The following is a 15,642-nucleotide window of genomic DNA, read 5'->3' as shown; positions in this document are numbered from 1 at the left end:
TTGAAAAGTAATGAAACACCGTCCGGTATTCTATGTGATTGGCCTGTTCCTGACAGCGTTGGCCAAGTTTATGCTGATTCCGGTCATCTATGATCTGCTGACCGGTGAGTCGAATATCTGGGAATTTGTCGCCGCTGCGGCCATTACGCTGATTAGCGGCGCAGCCCTGACCATCAATTTCAAACCAGAACACTTCAATATGAAGCCCAGGCAGGTATTTGTACTGACCACACTCTGCTGGGTGGCAGTATGCACTTTTGCAGCACTGCCCTTCTGGTTCAAACTTCCCGTCAGTTTCACCGATGCCTTTTTTGAAACCATGTCAGGTATTACCACCACCGGATCCACCATATTGACTGGTCTGGATCAGATGCCCCCCAGTGTGCTGATCTGGCGGTCACTGCTGCAATGGTTTGGCGGCATCGGTTTTATTGTGATGGCGGTTGCCGTTCTGCCCTTTCTCAAAGTGGGTGGTATGAGGTTGTTCCAGAGCGAATCGTCTGACTGGTCCGAGAAAGCCATGCCCCGTTCAGGCAGTATTGCCAAGGGTATCGTTACTGTCTATCTGATCATGACGGCTATCTGCGCGTACCTTTATTTCCTGGGTGGTATGACCGGCTTTGAGGCCATAAACCATGCCATGACCACAGTCTCAACCGGCGGATATTCCACCTCAGATGCATCCATGGGGTTATTTAAAAACCCGTTTATTATCTGGACCAGCACCATTTTCATGATACTTGCCAGCCTCCCTTTTGTTCTTTTTGTTCGCTGTATGCGGGGTGACGTTAACTGCTTTTACCAGGATACCCAGGTACAGGCCTTTATCGGTTTTCTGCTGATAGTCTGGCTGGTTCTGAGTGTCTGGTTATGCTGCCACTCTGACTACACCTTTCCCCAGTCACTCACCCTGGTCTCCTTTAATACCACCTCAACCATCACCACCACCGGCTTTGCCTACGGTGACTATACCCTGTGGGGTGGTCTTGCCAACCTCACCTTTTTCTTCCTGTTATTGGTGGGCGGTTGTTCAGGGTCAACTGCAGGAGGCATCAAAATTTTCCGGTTTCAAATTGGCGGCAAACTTCTGAACATTCAGTTAAAGCAACTGGTTCACCCCAGGGCCTGCTTTGTACAAACCTATAACGGCCAGCAAATCAGCAGTGACATACTCCGTTCGTTAATCGGTTTCAGTTTCTTCTTCATCCTGTTGATTGCTTTAATGAGTCTGTTACTGTCCCTCTGCGATCTTGACCCCATCACCAGTCTTTCCGGAGCCACGACAGCGGTTGCCAATGTCGGTCCCGGCCTGGGAGCCGTCATTGGTCCTGCAGGAAACTTCAGTTCTCTACCGGATGTCGCCAAGTGGCTATTAAGTGCCGGCATGCTGCTGGGCAGGCTTGAGGTGATTACCGTTCTGGTACTTTTTACGCCTGCTTTCTGGAAGGGCTGAGGGATTTACTCACGACAACCATGGCCAAAAGCCATAAACCTTCTGGTAACCTGGTCAACTCCTGCAGGAATCACATTCACCTTTGCCGTGAAAGATACGCGTTGTTTTTCTTTTTTGCGGGCATCCCTGGAAGGGTTCAGCCAATTAGCCAAAGAGCGCATCTGATCATCGCAATGTTTATTAAGATTTCGATACACATACGCCAGAGAGCTTAAATAAGCAGCCACATTGAGGCCTGCGGATGAGCTGGGTGTTATCTCAGGATGCGCTTTCAGTCTATCCAGACCCTGTTCGAAATTGCCATAAATATTAACCGGTATAAAACTTTTGACCTCAGGGAAACGGCCCAGATAGTGACGCAAACCTTTCAATAGCAACTCAGCGGCTTTTATTTCATCGCCAATAAGATGAAATCCCCAACCGGCAGAATGAAGAACCCATATATCATTTGGGAAACATCGACAGGCTTCCCGGGAAAAGCTCTCGACAGTATCCCGGTATCGGTGAGGAAGGTGATAATAATCCACAAACAGCGCATTCAACTCTCGCCAGTAATCCCGCCCATTTTTCGCGCTTCCTGACTCTGAAGGTGTAGCATGAGCCTTATCCTGTCTGGCTTTTATTGACGGGTAAGGTCGAGCAGCTGGACAGGATTGAAAAGATTCTGTTTTTTCTGCCGACAGGGAAGAACGGGAAGGCGTTGCATGATGTTCGCCCCCCCGTTTAGCTTTGTTTTTTCGATTAACTTTGTGCTTTTTACTGCTGGCGGCTTTAGATTGTGATTCAACGTCAGACTGCATGGAGCTGACATCAATATCATCCATGTTTGCCATAATCAGCATATAGTCGGCAGCCTTGTGCTCATAGTACTCCTCCCGCCATTTAATATCTTTGGCTCTGTAATAGTCAGCAGCACTTATGCAGCCCTGAACAATAGCACCGTTATCACCCAGCTTTTCCAGACAGGTAATCCATTCTTCGTATAAAGGTACCTGGCTTTCCCCGCTGACCAAAGACTGGTAAATTCGGCTTGCTGCATCAATAGCGCCGGATTTTTCTTCGCACCTGGCCAGCATATATTGCTTCAATACGCCTGCGGAAGGCTGTAGATAGGAAAAGCAATCGTAACAGTCAAGCAATTTGCGAGCATCCTCCCCGGATCTTTCCAAAGCGCACACTGTTGCGGAAAACAAAAACTGCAACAGCCCAAGATACTCGGTATATTTTTTCATATCACTCAAACCCGTTTGCTGATATCTCTGACAACCATTTTTTACACGGGAAATCAGCATTTCCAGGTCAATTTCTTTTCCTGCCAGCAAACTGAATTGTAAAGTATGAATATCTGATTCATCATCCCCGCGTTTCTTTTTCATTTCCAGAAATTGTTTTTCCTGTTCAGTTACACCAGGCATTTGCTGTAAACATTTCAATGCCAACTTCACAGGTAGCTCAGGACTAAAGAATGGTGCACAACGCTCACTGCCATCCAAATTCACGCAGCAGGCGATAATATTAAAAACATAATAAAGATCCCACCCTACGTACCAAAACTCTGATACAAACCCCACATCATCCCCGCTAAGTACAATTTTGTAGATTAGCTCAATAATTCCTCCACACTGATTCTTTACGACTTCGGTTAATACCATATTTGTTTCAGCACACTGATCACTTAACACTTTATGAATAATGAAAAACATACAATTCATAAAATATCGAGAGCTGTAAAAATCAGACAATATCTCAAGAATGCAAGCAATATCCTGCTGCCGTATTTCTTTTCCAGTATTGATTGCATATAAGATTCGCACCGTAAGATACTCCAGCTCACTCAACTTTTTATCTTCTTCAGCTTTTAATTCCCTCTTCTTTTTTCTCAGTTGGGCAACGGTCATTTTTTTCCTGGAAACAGGACCCAGCTTATCTTCATTAAACGCTGGCCCTTTTTCCATAACACCGATGGCTTTTACCAGGAGAAGGTATTCCTGAGACCCGGTATCAAAAAAAGCAGAACTGAAACCTGAAGAACCAAGGTAATTATTAGTGAATTTGGGCTCTACAGTGCGTCTGGAAAGGCTGTCAGTCACCGTAGCGTGAGCTGGATCCTGTTGGCTTTGTAAAAGCGTGTCATGTGTTTCAGACTTGTTAATCCCGGCACCTGAGGACGCAGGTTCACAGCGGAACAAGTTATATTCTGAGGGAATCATAATAATTCATTAATCCATTAGGTAATGGCTCATCATCAGCTGTGCCAAGCACAACGCACTGGCCAATAAACGCATATAAAAACAGATTTTGCAGACTCAGTGATGGTATAATCTACACAAATCTGACAATAATGGCGGGATGTGTTTACATCCAGCAATTATCGTTACTAACCGTTACATTTTCCTGCTCAGAATTTCACCAAAAATGATCTGGATCAATTTTGGTCTTCCAAGCCATCCTGTAACATTTGGTTTCTTGTTGTCTACATTTCATCCAGCTGTTGAGAATACGTTCCGTGCCGATGAACTCCACCTTGAATATGCACCTGATCAGCCAGATCCGTGATCGTGCCCAGCGCAACCCGGAACATATTGCCATGCGCTTCGTCACTCAAAGCGCTGATCAGGATGCTCATCAGTGGCAGGAAGTCAGCTGGCATCAGCTCAGCAAAAAGATTGACCAGGCTTCCCGCGCACTGTTAAAGCAAAACCTGCAGGTACAGGCGAAAGTGGGCATATGGTCCCAGAACATGCCTCAGTGGACCGTAGCCGACCTGGCCTGCCTTCAGGCACGACTGGTTACCGTACCGCTGTACCCCACCAGCACCACCGAGCAGGTCAGATACATTCTGGATGAGACAGAAGCCAGTCTGCTGTTTGTGGGTGAACAGGCACAATACCATAGTGCGCTTGAGTTACTGGCCCGGTCATCCACATTAAAGACCATAGTTATCTTTGACCGCTCGGTTGATATTAGCAGCTGCCCGCAGGCTATCTACTTTGACGACTTTATCCAGCACGGTGTTGAACCGGCCATTCTTGAAGAAAGGCTGAATTCCCGTTGCATGGAAGACCTGTTCACCCTGATCTATACCTCAGGCACCACGGGCGAGCCCAAAGGCGTTATGCTGGACTATGCCAATATGGCAGCCAGCTTCCGTGGCCATGACCAGATCATCCACCTGGACAGCCTGGACACCTCGCTGTGCTTCCTGCCGCTGAGCCATATTTTTGAGCGTGCCTGGAGTTTTTACGCCCTTGCCCGTGGCGTTACCAATGTCTATCTCAAAGAGCCCCATCAGGTCAGTGAAGCGCTGAAAACCGTTAAGCCGACGGTGCTTTGTGCCGTTCCCAGATTCTTTGAAAAAGTCTATACGACCATTCACAGTAAAGTTGCCACAGCCCCCTTTATTCGTCGTATGATTTTTAAAACTGCGGTTAGCATTGGCAACGCCCACATGGAATACCGCCGCAAAGGTGTTGAGGCACCTGCTTATCTGGAGAAGCTCAACCGTATCGCCGACAAAATGGTGTTCAGCAAAATTCGCGCGGGCCTGGGCGGTAATATCCGGTTTATGCCCTGTGGCGGCGCTCGTCTTGATGACGACATCAACCGTTTCTTCCATGCCATTGGTATTGATGTGAAAGTGGGTTACGGCATGACGGAAACCGTGGCAACCGTGACCTGTTTCCGTGATACTGAATTTGAGTTTGGTTCCTGTGGTATTCCTTTACCGGGCATACAGGTGCGCATCGGTGCAGAAGGTGAAATTCAGGTTAAAGGCGACAACGTCATGCGCGGCTATTACCAAAAGCCGGAAGAAACCGCAAAATCCTTTACTGCGGACGGCTGGCTGCACACCGGCGATGCCGGTCTGATCGATGAGAACGGTGCGCTGCGTATGACCGAACGCATCAAGGAGTTGATGAAGACCTCCAACGGTAAATACATCGCACCACAATACATCGAAGGCACGCTGACCAAAGACCGCTTTATCGAACAGATTGCCATTATTGCCGATGCCAGAAACTACGTAACGGCATTGATTGTTCCTGCCTTTGAAGCTCTGGAAGAACACGCCAAGGCGCTGAACCTGAAATACCAGAACCACAGGGAACTGATTCAGCACAACAGCATTCAGGAACTGATTCAGGAGCGGGTCAATAAAATCCAGCAAGGGCTGGCTAAATTTGAACAGGTGAAGAAATTTACGCTGTTGCCCAAAGAGTTCTCCATCGAGCTGGGTGAGATCACGCCAACCCTGAAACTGCGTCGTAAAATTATTATGAAGCGATTTAAGAAAGAGATTGAGGCCATGTACACTCCCAGCAAAGCCTGATAACTATCCCTTGTAAATATCACAACAAAGGCATCTGAACGGATGCCTTTTTTTAACGCTGTTATTTTTTAACCGACCGACACCCGTCCAGCAACGCATCATTCAATGAAGGATAAAATTTCACCACACCTTCTACAGGCTCAACGCCGGCCCGGGCCAGGTTTTTTAATGGCTGGAACTGTAATTCACTGATCAATAGCCGGGTATGGTGCTTCCTGCACTGTTCAATCAATCGCGTGAGGGCCGAGAGACCGCCCGCATCCAGCAGATGGACATTTTCCATCTGTAAAATAATCGTATGTTTATCCTGGCTTAAACGACTGATCTCTCCAAAAACATGATCAGCAGCGGCAAAAAACAGCGGTCCCTCGATGCGCAGGACGGCCGTTGTTGGCGCTACTGGCGTATCTACATAGCGTTTGTCCCTGGTGATATCCCTGACCTGGATCATCTCAGCGACTTCTTTCATAAACAGCAATGCGGCCAGTACCACACCAACGCTGATGGCAATGACCATATCAAAGACAACCGTCAGGAAAAAGCAGACCAGAAAAACCAGCACATCACTGCGCGGAGCCGTTTTCAACAGGTGCACCGCTTTAGGTGCTTCGCTCATGTTCCAGGCAACCACCAGCAGCAAAGCAGCCATCGCAGACATGGGAATACAGGCAAGAATACCGGTCAGTGCTACCAGCGCCAGCAGCACAACCAGGGCATGGACCATCCCTGCTACCGGGCTCTGTGCCCCGGCCTTGACGTTGGCGGCTGATCGGGCAATGGCGGCAGTGGCTGGAATCCCGCCAAAGAATGGCGCAACCATGTTGCCAATGCCTTGCCCTAACAGCTCACTGTTTGCACTGTGTCGTTTACCCGTCATGCCATCCAACACGACGGCACACAACAGCGATTCGATAGCCCCGAGCATGGCAATGGCAAAAGCGGAAGGAAGCAGGGCCTGAACCAGTGACCAGCTGATACCAGATGGCTGACCATCGACACCCGCCTGCATCCACGGCCAGGCAAACTCGGGAAGGACCGGAGGAATCCCCATACCCATGGAGCCATCAGGTAGCAGGTACTGGAATCGGCTACCAATCGTTTCAACATCGAAACCATAATGGCCCATGATCAGAGCGAGTAAACTGCCAAGAATCACCGCCGGTAAATGAGCGGGAATGGGCAACCTTAACCGGGGCCACAACAACATCACGGCCAGTGTCACGATGGCAATCAGCAGGCTTGGCCAATGGGTGCTGCCCACTCCATTGACCAGAGCTGTTACTTTTTCCCAATAGTGCTCAGGCATGGCACTGATGGTCATACCAAAGAAATCTTTCAGCTGCAGTGTGGCAATCACAACACCAATACCAGCGGTAAATCCCAGTGTGATCGACTCCGGTATATACTGAATCAGACGTCCAAGGCGCATGAGAGCCATCAGCACCAGAATGATGCCTGACATAACCGTTGCCAGCAGCAAGCCAGCAAGACCGAATTTTTCTGCAATAGGAAATAACAGCACCACAAAGGCAGCGGTGGGGCCGGATATGCTGTAACGGGACCCGCCCAGCAAGGCGATAATAAATCCGCTGATGATCGCCGTATAAAGACCGTACTGTGGCGCAACACCACTGGCGATGGCCAGCGCCATGGATAACGGGATGGCAATAATTCCGACGGTTAGTCCCGCCAGCAGGTCGCTGGCAAAACGTTTGCCAGTATACTTGTCGGCAATGCAGGCCTGACTCAGGGCATGGCAAAGCTTCAGTGACAACAGATGGGCTCGATGTGGCACGATAATGGCCTGTTCAAGAGAAGAGGAAGAAGAAAGGCGCAGTATAATATGCCTAAATCCAGACAGCGGCTATGCGTATTATGTGCTGCAAAAGATTTTCCTTCTCACTGGACAGCGGCAGGAACCATTGCTGAAAACGATGACCAACCGGGCTATCTGCTGCCCATTGGCGACGGACTGACTCCCTCACGCATCGTGCGAACCTGAATCAACCGCCCCATTGTGCTTGTATCACTGCCCCGGAACAGTGATAGCACTACCAAACAAACTCAATATTCAAAACCTGAACCTGCGTTTACACTTTGCAGGAGTTGAATGATAGTTTGGTAAGATTCAACCTTATTGATAGCGGCAAAGTCATTCAGGTGATCCACATGATAAATTGCCCTGTCGAGAAGGACTTGTGCAACTTTAAGAGGGGTATGTACTGCAGTATTGAGGGCATTAACATCAGCTTTTGCAGCAATCAGGCGTTCAACAATCTCTGGCTGACAATTTTCAACTGCAATGTGAAGAGGGGTACCCCCGTTTGTTGAATTTGTTTTATATCTGTCAAACGCTTTATCGGGGGGGAACGGGATCTCCCCGTCTGAGACACAGGCATTGACATTAGCGTTTTCGTCAATCAAGAGCTGAACAATGGATGACTCACCTTTTTTAACCGCAAGATGGAGGGCGGTCCACCTATATTCTCCCATAGTGGCATTGACATCAGCATTTGCTGCAATCAGCGTTGCAACGCTTTCAGGCTGGCATTCGCAGACTGCACGGTAAAGTGGAGTCATACCACGATCGTTAAGGCCGTTAACGTCAGCGCCTCTGGTAATCATGGCTTTGATAATATCTGTCTGACCGCATTCAACCGACCGGAAAAAGGCGAGCTGACTGGACCCCAGGCATTGAAGTTTATGAAGAGCAACCCCCCTGGTATTGGCCAACAATTTGTCGAATAAAGCCCAGTCATTGATTTCAATCAATGCACTAAGCAGCTCTGCACGTGCCCCTTCGCAGGGGGCCTCAGTATCACAAGTTGCATTGGCTAAAGAACAAATTATGGATTTCGTCAGTTTCCCCTCACTTTTTGCCCAGCTGAGCAGTGTCTTGCCTTCACCAATGAGTACTTCGATGTCGGCACCGGCAACGGCCAGATCGTTAACAGCCTGTTCCTGCCCGGCTTCAATGGCACAGTGCAGGGGAGTTTTCCCGTAGCTTGTTATTTGCGCATCGCTTCCATGGTATTCGAGAGTGGATCCCAAAGGGAGGCCCTGCCACTTTTCCACCGAAGCCAATAAAACGTTCCAATCACGCCTGTCTTGGATTTGACTGGGCGTTTCCATCACATTTGCCTGGTAATTGATATTTGCACCATTTTCAAGCAAGAACCAGATGGTATCGAGATGCCCGAATTGCGCCGCAAAATGGAGTGGAGTCATACCTCTTGTGAGGGCGTTGACGTTAGCACCATGGCGGACAAGATGCTCTAAAGTCGCTACATCACCTTTGATGGCAGCGCAATGGAGGGGAGTTAGCCCATCTTCGGTGCTGTCATTGACATTTACACCGAGGGCAAGCAGGCCACTGATAGCGTCAGGCCGACCTTTTGCAGCTGCCACCAGGAGCGGCGTCTCATCAGGTGATAAACAATGGGTAACGCTATGATTGCATCCCGGGCAAGTGGTATTCTTTGGGACTTCCAGAAATTCTTCCATGCACATCTTATGGTAGCTATGGGTACAGGGAAACATAACAACAGTACGCTGATCACCCAGATTGCCAAAACAGAAATTGCATTTTTCAATTTCCGGATTATCCCCTTTAGAGACTACCGAATCAGCGGGTGTCATCACGCCCTGCAGAGAGACGTTTAATTCTAAGCCATGCATAACTTTTAACTCATGTTGCATTAGTAAAATTTGAACGATAGTACGTAAAATACTGGACAATCGGCCAAATGTTATTGTGTTTGTCCATTAAATGACGCAAAAGTTCCCGTTCAATATTTCTTATAAATTAAGCAGGTGAGCAGCATGCCTGTATTAAACGAATAAAATGAACCATGCGGCATCTTATTGCCGTGCAGATTCTTACATTCTCTCTTTGACGTATTGGTTGACCCTTTTGTGTTTTCATTATCAAAACCATTGATTGTGTCATTATATTGATCATTTCCGCCCTATCCCAGCATCAAATCACAAAGCGTTGGTTTTATTGACTACAGTTAGTACTTATCAAGTCCAAAGGAATGCTGGAGAAATACTATGGATAGCTCGAGAGTTGCTGGTTCGACACTACAAAATGTTCAAGTACCGCCATCCGATGCTTCTATCAACGGTGCCACTCCCGTTAAAAAATCCTTTCTGGGTAAGTTAGTGACAACCTTTAAAGGTACGAAAGAGCCAGGTCTGAGCAGGGCTTATGACAATGATTATCTATCTAAACCAAAGAAAGTAATTACAAAGTTGTTTAGCCGAAAAATCCAACAAACCAATTGGGGAAGGGTAAATTATTTTCAGCAGCAGAGAGTCAGTAAAATACAAGGTCAAGATGGAAAATCAGACTCAGCAAATTCCGCAAAGGCATACAATGAACTGGTTTCTAAAGTAAAAGAAAGTAAGAAAGAAGTTGAGGCACTTGAGAATAAGGTCAAAGAGTTTGAAAGTTCATATTCAGATGCTTTGAAATTATTTAATAAAGGCAGTTTTAATGATAAAGACCTAAATAAAGTAAAAAATCTAAAAATTCCAACCAGTAGCGGTTCAAAAAACATAAAAATCAACTCAAGCGGTAAAGGCCAGATAAAATCACAAGTCAATAATATTAAAGAGCAATTCCAGAACTCCGAAACACAGGATTGTTTTAACAAGCACTGTGATAATAAGGACAAGTTGACTGAAGCAAAAGAGGCTCTCCACAAGCTGGAAGGACAGATTTCCTCTGCTTACGGTAAGATAAGCAGGGAACTGGGCGCGGCAGCGAGCAAAGAATACCAACAGGAAATGGCAAATGCCAAAAAGGCAATGAAAGCTGACATAGCGAAGCAAGAAGCAGATTATAAAAATAGAATTGCAGAACTTAAGCAGAGTTATCACCAGAATATTGAAAAAGGGGGCCAGAAAGCGGTTCATGTTAATTCCAGTCTGGATAAGTACAAGGCGAACAAGAATCTGTTCAAGGATCGAAAAGAGAGAAATATTGCCAACGCAAAAAAGGCTTACAAAGTTCGTATGGAAGAAATCAAGAAAGCTCGCGCAACGAACCGACAAGTTGCACAAAACTTAATCAAACCAAAACAAGCCACAACACCATCTGTCATGCCCTTAGATATGGAAAATGGGGCCAGCAAACTGTTAGAAAAATTCAACACTCCTGGTTATGTAGAAGGTGAGCAATGGCAGGATGATATCAAAGCAATCCTTGATCGTGGTGATCTTGATGGTTTGGAAACTGTCGAAAAAACTCTAAAACAGTGGCAAGCAAACCAGAGCCAGAGTACTTTCAAAGAAGTATTGAAATTTATTAAGATTGAGAGAGCTATCAAATTGGCTCGCCCATGATCTGAAAGTCCTGTCCGTGTAAAGACTCAGCATGAACATTCAGGCCAGTGTCCAGTTCGGTTACTGGCCTTTTTGGTGCTTTAAACAACCGGTATAGGACTAACGACATCGGCATTCTGTGCCCGGTGCCGCAGAAAATGATCCATCAGGGTAATCGCCATCATCGCTTCAGCAATGGGTACTGCGCGAATACCTACGCAGGGATCATGGCGCCCCTTGGTGACGACCTCCACCCGCTCGCCCTGACTATTAATCGACTTTCCTGAGGTGGTAATACTGGATGTTGGCTTCAGGGCAATATGAGCAACCACGTCCTGCCCGGTACTGATACCACCCAGGGTGCCACCGGCATGGTTGGAAAGGAAGCCATCCGGGGTAATCTCATCCCGGTGCTCTGTACCTTTCTGGCTGACACTGGCAAACCCGTCACCTATTTCAACGCCTTTGACCGCATTGATGCTCATCAGTGAATGGGCCAGATCCGCATCAAGGCGGTCAAAAACCGGTTCACCAAGCCCTGGCGGAACACCGGTTGCCATCACGGAAACACGAGCGCCCACGGAGTTACCTTCGGCACGAAGGCTGGTAATCAACGCTTCCATTTCCGGGACTTTGTCCGCATCTGGCGAGAAGAACGGGTTGTTTCTCACTTCATCCCAGTCCAGCTTCTCGACCTGAATATCGCCGATCCGGGACAGCCAGCCAAGCACTTCAATCCCCCTGGACTGCAGGAACTTGCGGGCAATAGCGCCAGCAGCCACTCGCATGGCCGTTTCCCTGGCGGATGAACGGCCACCACCGCGATAATCCCGGACACCGTATTTATGGGCATAGGTGTAATCCGCATGACCGGGTCTGAACAGATCCTTGATATTGGAGTAATCCCTGGAGCGCTGGTCCTGGTTTTCAATTAACAGGCCGATGGGGGTACCGGTGGTCACCCCTTCAAAAACGCCGGAGAGGATTCTGACCTGATCCGGCTCACGACGCTGGGTGGTGAATTTGGAGGTACCGGGCTTACGACGATCCAGGTCAACCTGAAGATCCGCTTCTGTTAAGGGCAACCCCGGGGGGCAACCGTCAACAATACAGCCCAGTGCCAGACCGTGGGATTCACCAAAGGTAGTTACCTTGAACAATTGTCCTATACTATTTCCTGCCATACTTGAGCGATCTCATTGTTATTTTCAGAAAATTCCCAAAATGGCTAAAAGCCCCTTACAGGGCTTTTAACCGATTTTTGAACAAAGACTGATATTTTCTGCAATCTTCAGCGGACAGCACCAGAACACCATGACCGCCTTTTTCGAAATCAGGCCAGACAAACGGTACTTCCGGATACTCATCCTGTAAAGCCCACTGACTGTTGCCTACTTCCAGCACCAGCAGCCCCTGGTCATCCAGGTAATCAGCTGCCTGCGCCAGAATGGTACGGGCGAAATCAAGCCCGTCATCTCCGGCGGCCAGACCCAGCTCGGGTTCGTGGGTGAACTCTTCCGGCATATCGGACATATCTTCAGCATCCACATAGGGTGGATTACTCAGAATCAGTTGATACCTGGGACGCTCTGGCAAAGCATCCAGAAAATCAAACAGATCCGACTTAATGGCCTGCACCCTGCCCCAGAGTTCATGGCGATCAATATTGATGTTGGCCACTTCCAGTGCATCTTCAGAAATATCCAGCAGATCCACCTGGGATTCAGGAAAAGCATGGGCTGCACCAATGCCAATACACCCGGAACCGGAGCACAGATCAAGCACACGGCTGATCTCTACATCCCCCAGCCACGGCTGGAACTGCTGGAGAATCAGCTCGGCAATGGGAGAACGGGGGACCAGCACCCGCTCATCCACATAAAATGGCATATCACAGAACCACGCCTGATTGACCAGATAGGCCAGGGGTTTACGACTGACCGCTCGCTCTTCAATCAGGTTGGCCAGTTTTTCACGCTCACGATGGGTTAAACGACTGTCAAGATATTGGTCGGGAAGATCCCAGGGCAGCTGCAATACCTGGAAAACCAGATGCAGGGACTCATCCAGCGCATTATCACTGCCATGACCAAAGAACAGCCCCGCCTCATTAAAGCGGGTTGCTCCCCAGCGTACAAAGTCTCGAATAGACACCAGCCCTTCGCAGGACTCATTGGAACCTGTCACATTTGCTCCTTCGGATTCGTAACGCCCGGAATTTTCACGCTGGGCCGAACCCTTACTGCCTTATATAGGCGGCATAAAATAGCATATTCCCTGCTCAGGGGTAACGGCTGTTTAACAGATAGCAGACAACCTGTGGTGATCATCAATCGGAGAGAAAATAATCAATCGTTTCCGGCTTAACATCATTCAGGGATACCTACCAAGGACTAAACCGCTTTTCACTAATTGATGAGTATCTGCTCAGATTACGGAAGATAGCTTTTCCCTGAAATACGACAAGTGCCAAAATGAGTAGTAGGATGAAGGTATTCTGTGTTTTTTTCAGCATAGCCATAGCGTCCAAAGCATTATGTACTGTGTCGTTTATGAATAGCTTTAATAAACGAATATTGATGTCTATATATTAGTCGTTTACATACACGTCACAGGATATTTTCGAGAAAAAGTGTCCGAAGCCTTGTGAACTTTAAAAAAAAAAAAAATCAAAGCATTCCCCTGTAATATAAAAATGGAGACGACAGATGATAGCCACTGGTGGAGCAACCAATAGCCATATTCTTGGAAATTACAGCCTGCCTGGCAGTAGTCATTCAACTCGTGGACAACAGAGCAGTGAGGCACGGACCTGCTCCTGGACTCAGCATAAAGTTGACAAATTGCATCTGAAAACAAGGGGACCGGATTCAGCATTAATGGAAGCAGCCAAACATAACGATACTAAACTGATCAACCGTATTCTTGACAGGCACCCGACATCTTTGCGACTTTGCTTGAAGCAACAAAATCAAAACCCGGCCATTCAGGCTGCAGTCCATGGCAACACTGAAGCATTTCAATTGTTAATTAACTATGGAGCATCACCGAATACAGTGTTGGCGAGTAAGAGTTATGAAAAACCTCCCCTCCCACTCCTGTTCCCTCAAAGGGGCAGGCACTCTAGCTATTCGCCTGCTAATTTCACATCAGAAACAATGAAGGTGTTACTGCGAAGCAAGGAAATCGACCTGAACAGTATCAATGATATTCAAGATTCATATGTTTCTATGTGGATGACACCAACGGAATTAGTAAACAGCCAGGCAGGAGCCAAAAACAGAGGTAAAATCAGTGCATTACTTGCCAGCGATCCCAGAACCCAGGTAAATACAAAAATAGAATTTTTCTATCATGGAGGATTTAAATCTTCCTTTCATATTGAATTCCCTCGTGAATCATCATTTTATAAAACAAGTAAAGGAGTGACTGAAGGAAAGATCCCTGTTAGCCTTATCGGTCAGGCAATATTGTTAAACAACCCCGATTTAGCACTTACGCTACTTGACCGCCCGGACCTGAATCCCGGAGAGCCCGAAGGAACTGCCGAAAACCTGCTAACTATTTTCATTGATAAATTATCAAATGGATTGTTTTATAACCTAGGAAATCCCCTGAGAGAAAAAATGGTTGCATCCGAAGAATTTTGCAGGCAAATCCTGGACAGTGACTCATTGTTAGCCAAGGAGCGATTCCTCTTACTCTTATCTATGGATTTCCAAAGCAGGGATATCCACGACAACGATAAACTTGACCGGCTTAATTCCGATGAATTGAACGCACACATCAGATATGAACTCTCTCAATATGGCAATAGAGAATCTGTCGAAAGAGAGGTTAAACACCTCTCAACCCAGTTATAAATTGCTAACGACTGGTTAAACGTCAGCAGATAACCTGCTGTGATCATCAATCGGAGAGATAATACTCAATCGTCGCAACCACCCGGACTTTCTTGATATGGGGGTTATTCCGGTCACGATCACTGATGGAAAACTGCCCCTGGGAAGCTCTCTTGATTTTGCCCAGCTCGCTTTGTGAATCCGAGGCAAACTTTTCCGCCACTTCCCGGGCCTTACGGGTCGCTTCCTCAATCATTTCCGGCTTAACATCATTCAGGCGGGTAAACAGGTACTCCGGCTGTGAACCGTAATGACCACCGGTAAACACAATGCCCTCCCGGCCAAGGTCCGACAGATTGCCCATCACCGAGCAGCAATTCCCGCAAAAAATAGAAAAATGAAGATTTTCCCTTAATTGTTTTATTGATTTTTTAGACACAACCAGAACCATCAGAAAAAAAACTGATCAATAGGTTAATTTAAATACACTGAAGAAAATGGTTTTTTATTGGTAACTATGCCGTATCAGGAAATAAACTCCGGATGCTGATCATTTTTCGTTTTGTCTGTTCACCAGGTTTAACTTGCTTGGCTTTTGCTTTTGCTTTTGCTTTTGGTTCAGGTGCTCCCTGCAATATCAGCCCCTTCATGAATAACGCCCAAGAACTAACCACGAAAATCTCAAAGAA

At 47.2% G+C, this 15,642-nt stretch carries 11 protein-coding genes; 5 read left to right on the top strand and 6 right to left on the bottom strand.

Annotated elements, in window-relative coordinates:
- The first annotated feature begins 10 nt into the window (after positions 1-10).
- On the top strand, positions 11-1,453 hold the full coding sequence (locus ACO6UY_RS14075; protein ID WP_422459655.1) for a TrkH family potassium uptake protein: 1,443 nt from the start codon (positions 11-13) through the stop codon (positions 1,451-1,453).
- Positions 1,454-1,458: 5 nt separating this feature from the next.
- On the opposite strand, the gene ACO6UY_RS14070 is transcribed toward ACO6UY_RS14075, so the two are convergent.
- Entirely contained in the window at positions 1,459-2,868 is a 1,410-nt protein-coding gene (locus ACO6UY_RS14070) for a hypothetical protein (protein WP_422490332.1), read from the bottom strand.
- A 1,115-nt stretch (positions 2,869-3,983) separates the two neighbouring features.
- Between ACO6UY_RS14070 and ACO6UY_RS14065 the strand changes: the two genes are divergently transcribed.
- On the top strand, positions 3,984-5,783 hold the full coding sequence (locus tag ACO6UY_RS14065) for an AMP-dependent synthetase/ligase (protein WP_422490352.1): 1,800 nt from the start codon (positions 3,984-3,986) through the stop codon (positions 5,781-5,783).
- 61 nt (positions 5,784-5,844) lie between these two features.
- Here ACO6UY_RS14065 and dauA read toward each other — a convergent pair whose 3' ends face one another.
- Positions 5,845-7,578 (bottom strand): C4-dicarboxylic acid transporter DauA, encoded by a 1,734-nt coding sequence (dauA, locus tag ACO6UY_RS14060; RefSeq protein WP_422459659.1) that lies wholly within the window; start codon positions 7,576-7,578, stop codon positions 5,845-5,847.
- 48 nt (positions 7,579-7,626) lie between these two features.
- Between dauA and ACO6UY_RS14055 the strand changes: the two genes are divergently transcribed.
- Positions 7,627-7,785, top strand: a complete 159-nt coding sequence (locus tag ACO6UY_RS14055) for a hypothetical protein (protein WP_422445728.1) — start codon at positions 7,627-7,629, stop codon at positions 7,783-7,785.
- Between the two features lie 62 nt (positions 7,786-7,847).
- Here the strand turns inward: ACO6UY_RS14055 and ACO6UY_RS14050 are convergent, their stop codons facing one another.
- The gene (locus ACO6UY_RS14050; RefSeq protein ID WP_422490330.1) at positions 7,848-9,521 is read right to left on the bottom strand and encodes an ankyrin repeat domain-containing protein; all 1,674 of its coding nucleotides are present in this window, start codon (positions 9,519-9,521) and stop codon (positions 7,848-7,850) included.
- A 315-nt stretch (positions 9,522-9,836) separates the two neighbouring features.
- Between ACO6UY_RS14050 and ACO6UY_RS14045 the strand changes: the two genes are divergently transcribed.
- On the top strand, positions 9,837-11,132 hold the full coding sequence (locus ACO6UY_RS14045) for a hypothetical protein (protein WP_422445732.1): 1,296 nt from the start codon (positions 9,837-9,839) through the stop codon (positions 11,130-11,132).
- Between the two features lie 80 nt (positions 11,133-11,212).
- Here the strand turns inward: ACO6UY_RS14045 and aroC are convergent, their stop codons facing one another.
- Positions 11,213-12,295, bottom strand: coding sequence for a chorismate synthase (gene aroC / locus ACO6UY_RS14040; protein ID WP_422445734.1), 1,083 nt, complete (start codon positions 12,293-12,295; stop codon positions 11,213-11,215).
- Between the two features lie 55 nt (positions 12,296-12,350).
- Positions 12,351-13,298, bottom strand: a complete 948-nt coding sequence (gene prmB, locus ACO6UY_RS14035; protein ID WP_269674703.1) for a 50S ribosomal protein L3 N(5)-glutamine methyltransferase — start codon at positions 13,296-13,298, stop codon at positions 12,351-12,353.
- A gap of 521 nt (positions 13,299-13,819) precedes the next feature.
- Here prmB and ACO6UY_RS14030 point away from each other — a divergent pair.
- The gene (locus ACO6UY_RS14030) at positions 13,820-14,974 is read left to right on the top strand and encodes a hypothetical protein (RefSeq protein WP_422490327.1); all 1,155 of its coding nucleotides are present in this window, start codon (positions 13,820-13,822) and stop codon (positions 14,972-14,974) included.
- A 46-nt stretch (positions 14,975-15,020) separates the two neighbouring features.
- Here the strand turns inward: ACO6UY_RS14030 and ACO6UY_RS14025 are convergent, their stop codons facing one another.
- Positions 15,021-15,317 (bottom strand): hypothetical protein, encoded by a 297-nt coding sequence (locus tag ACO6UY_RS14025; RefSeq protein WP_422490326.1) that lies wholly within the window; start codon positions 15,315-15,317, stop codon positions 15,021-15,023.
- Positions 15,318-15,642: the final 325 nt, after the last annotated feature.

The organism is Endozoicomonas sp. ALE010 (genome assembly GCF_049310165.1).
Classification (GTDB): Bacteria; Pseudomonadota; Gammaproteobacteria; order Pseudomonadales; family Endozoicomonadaceae; genus Endozoicomonas.
The sequence above is the reverse complement of the archived record's forward strand: the minus strand, read 5'-3'. Positions and strand labels throughout refer to the sequence as shown.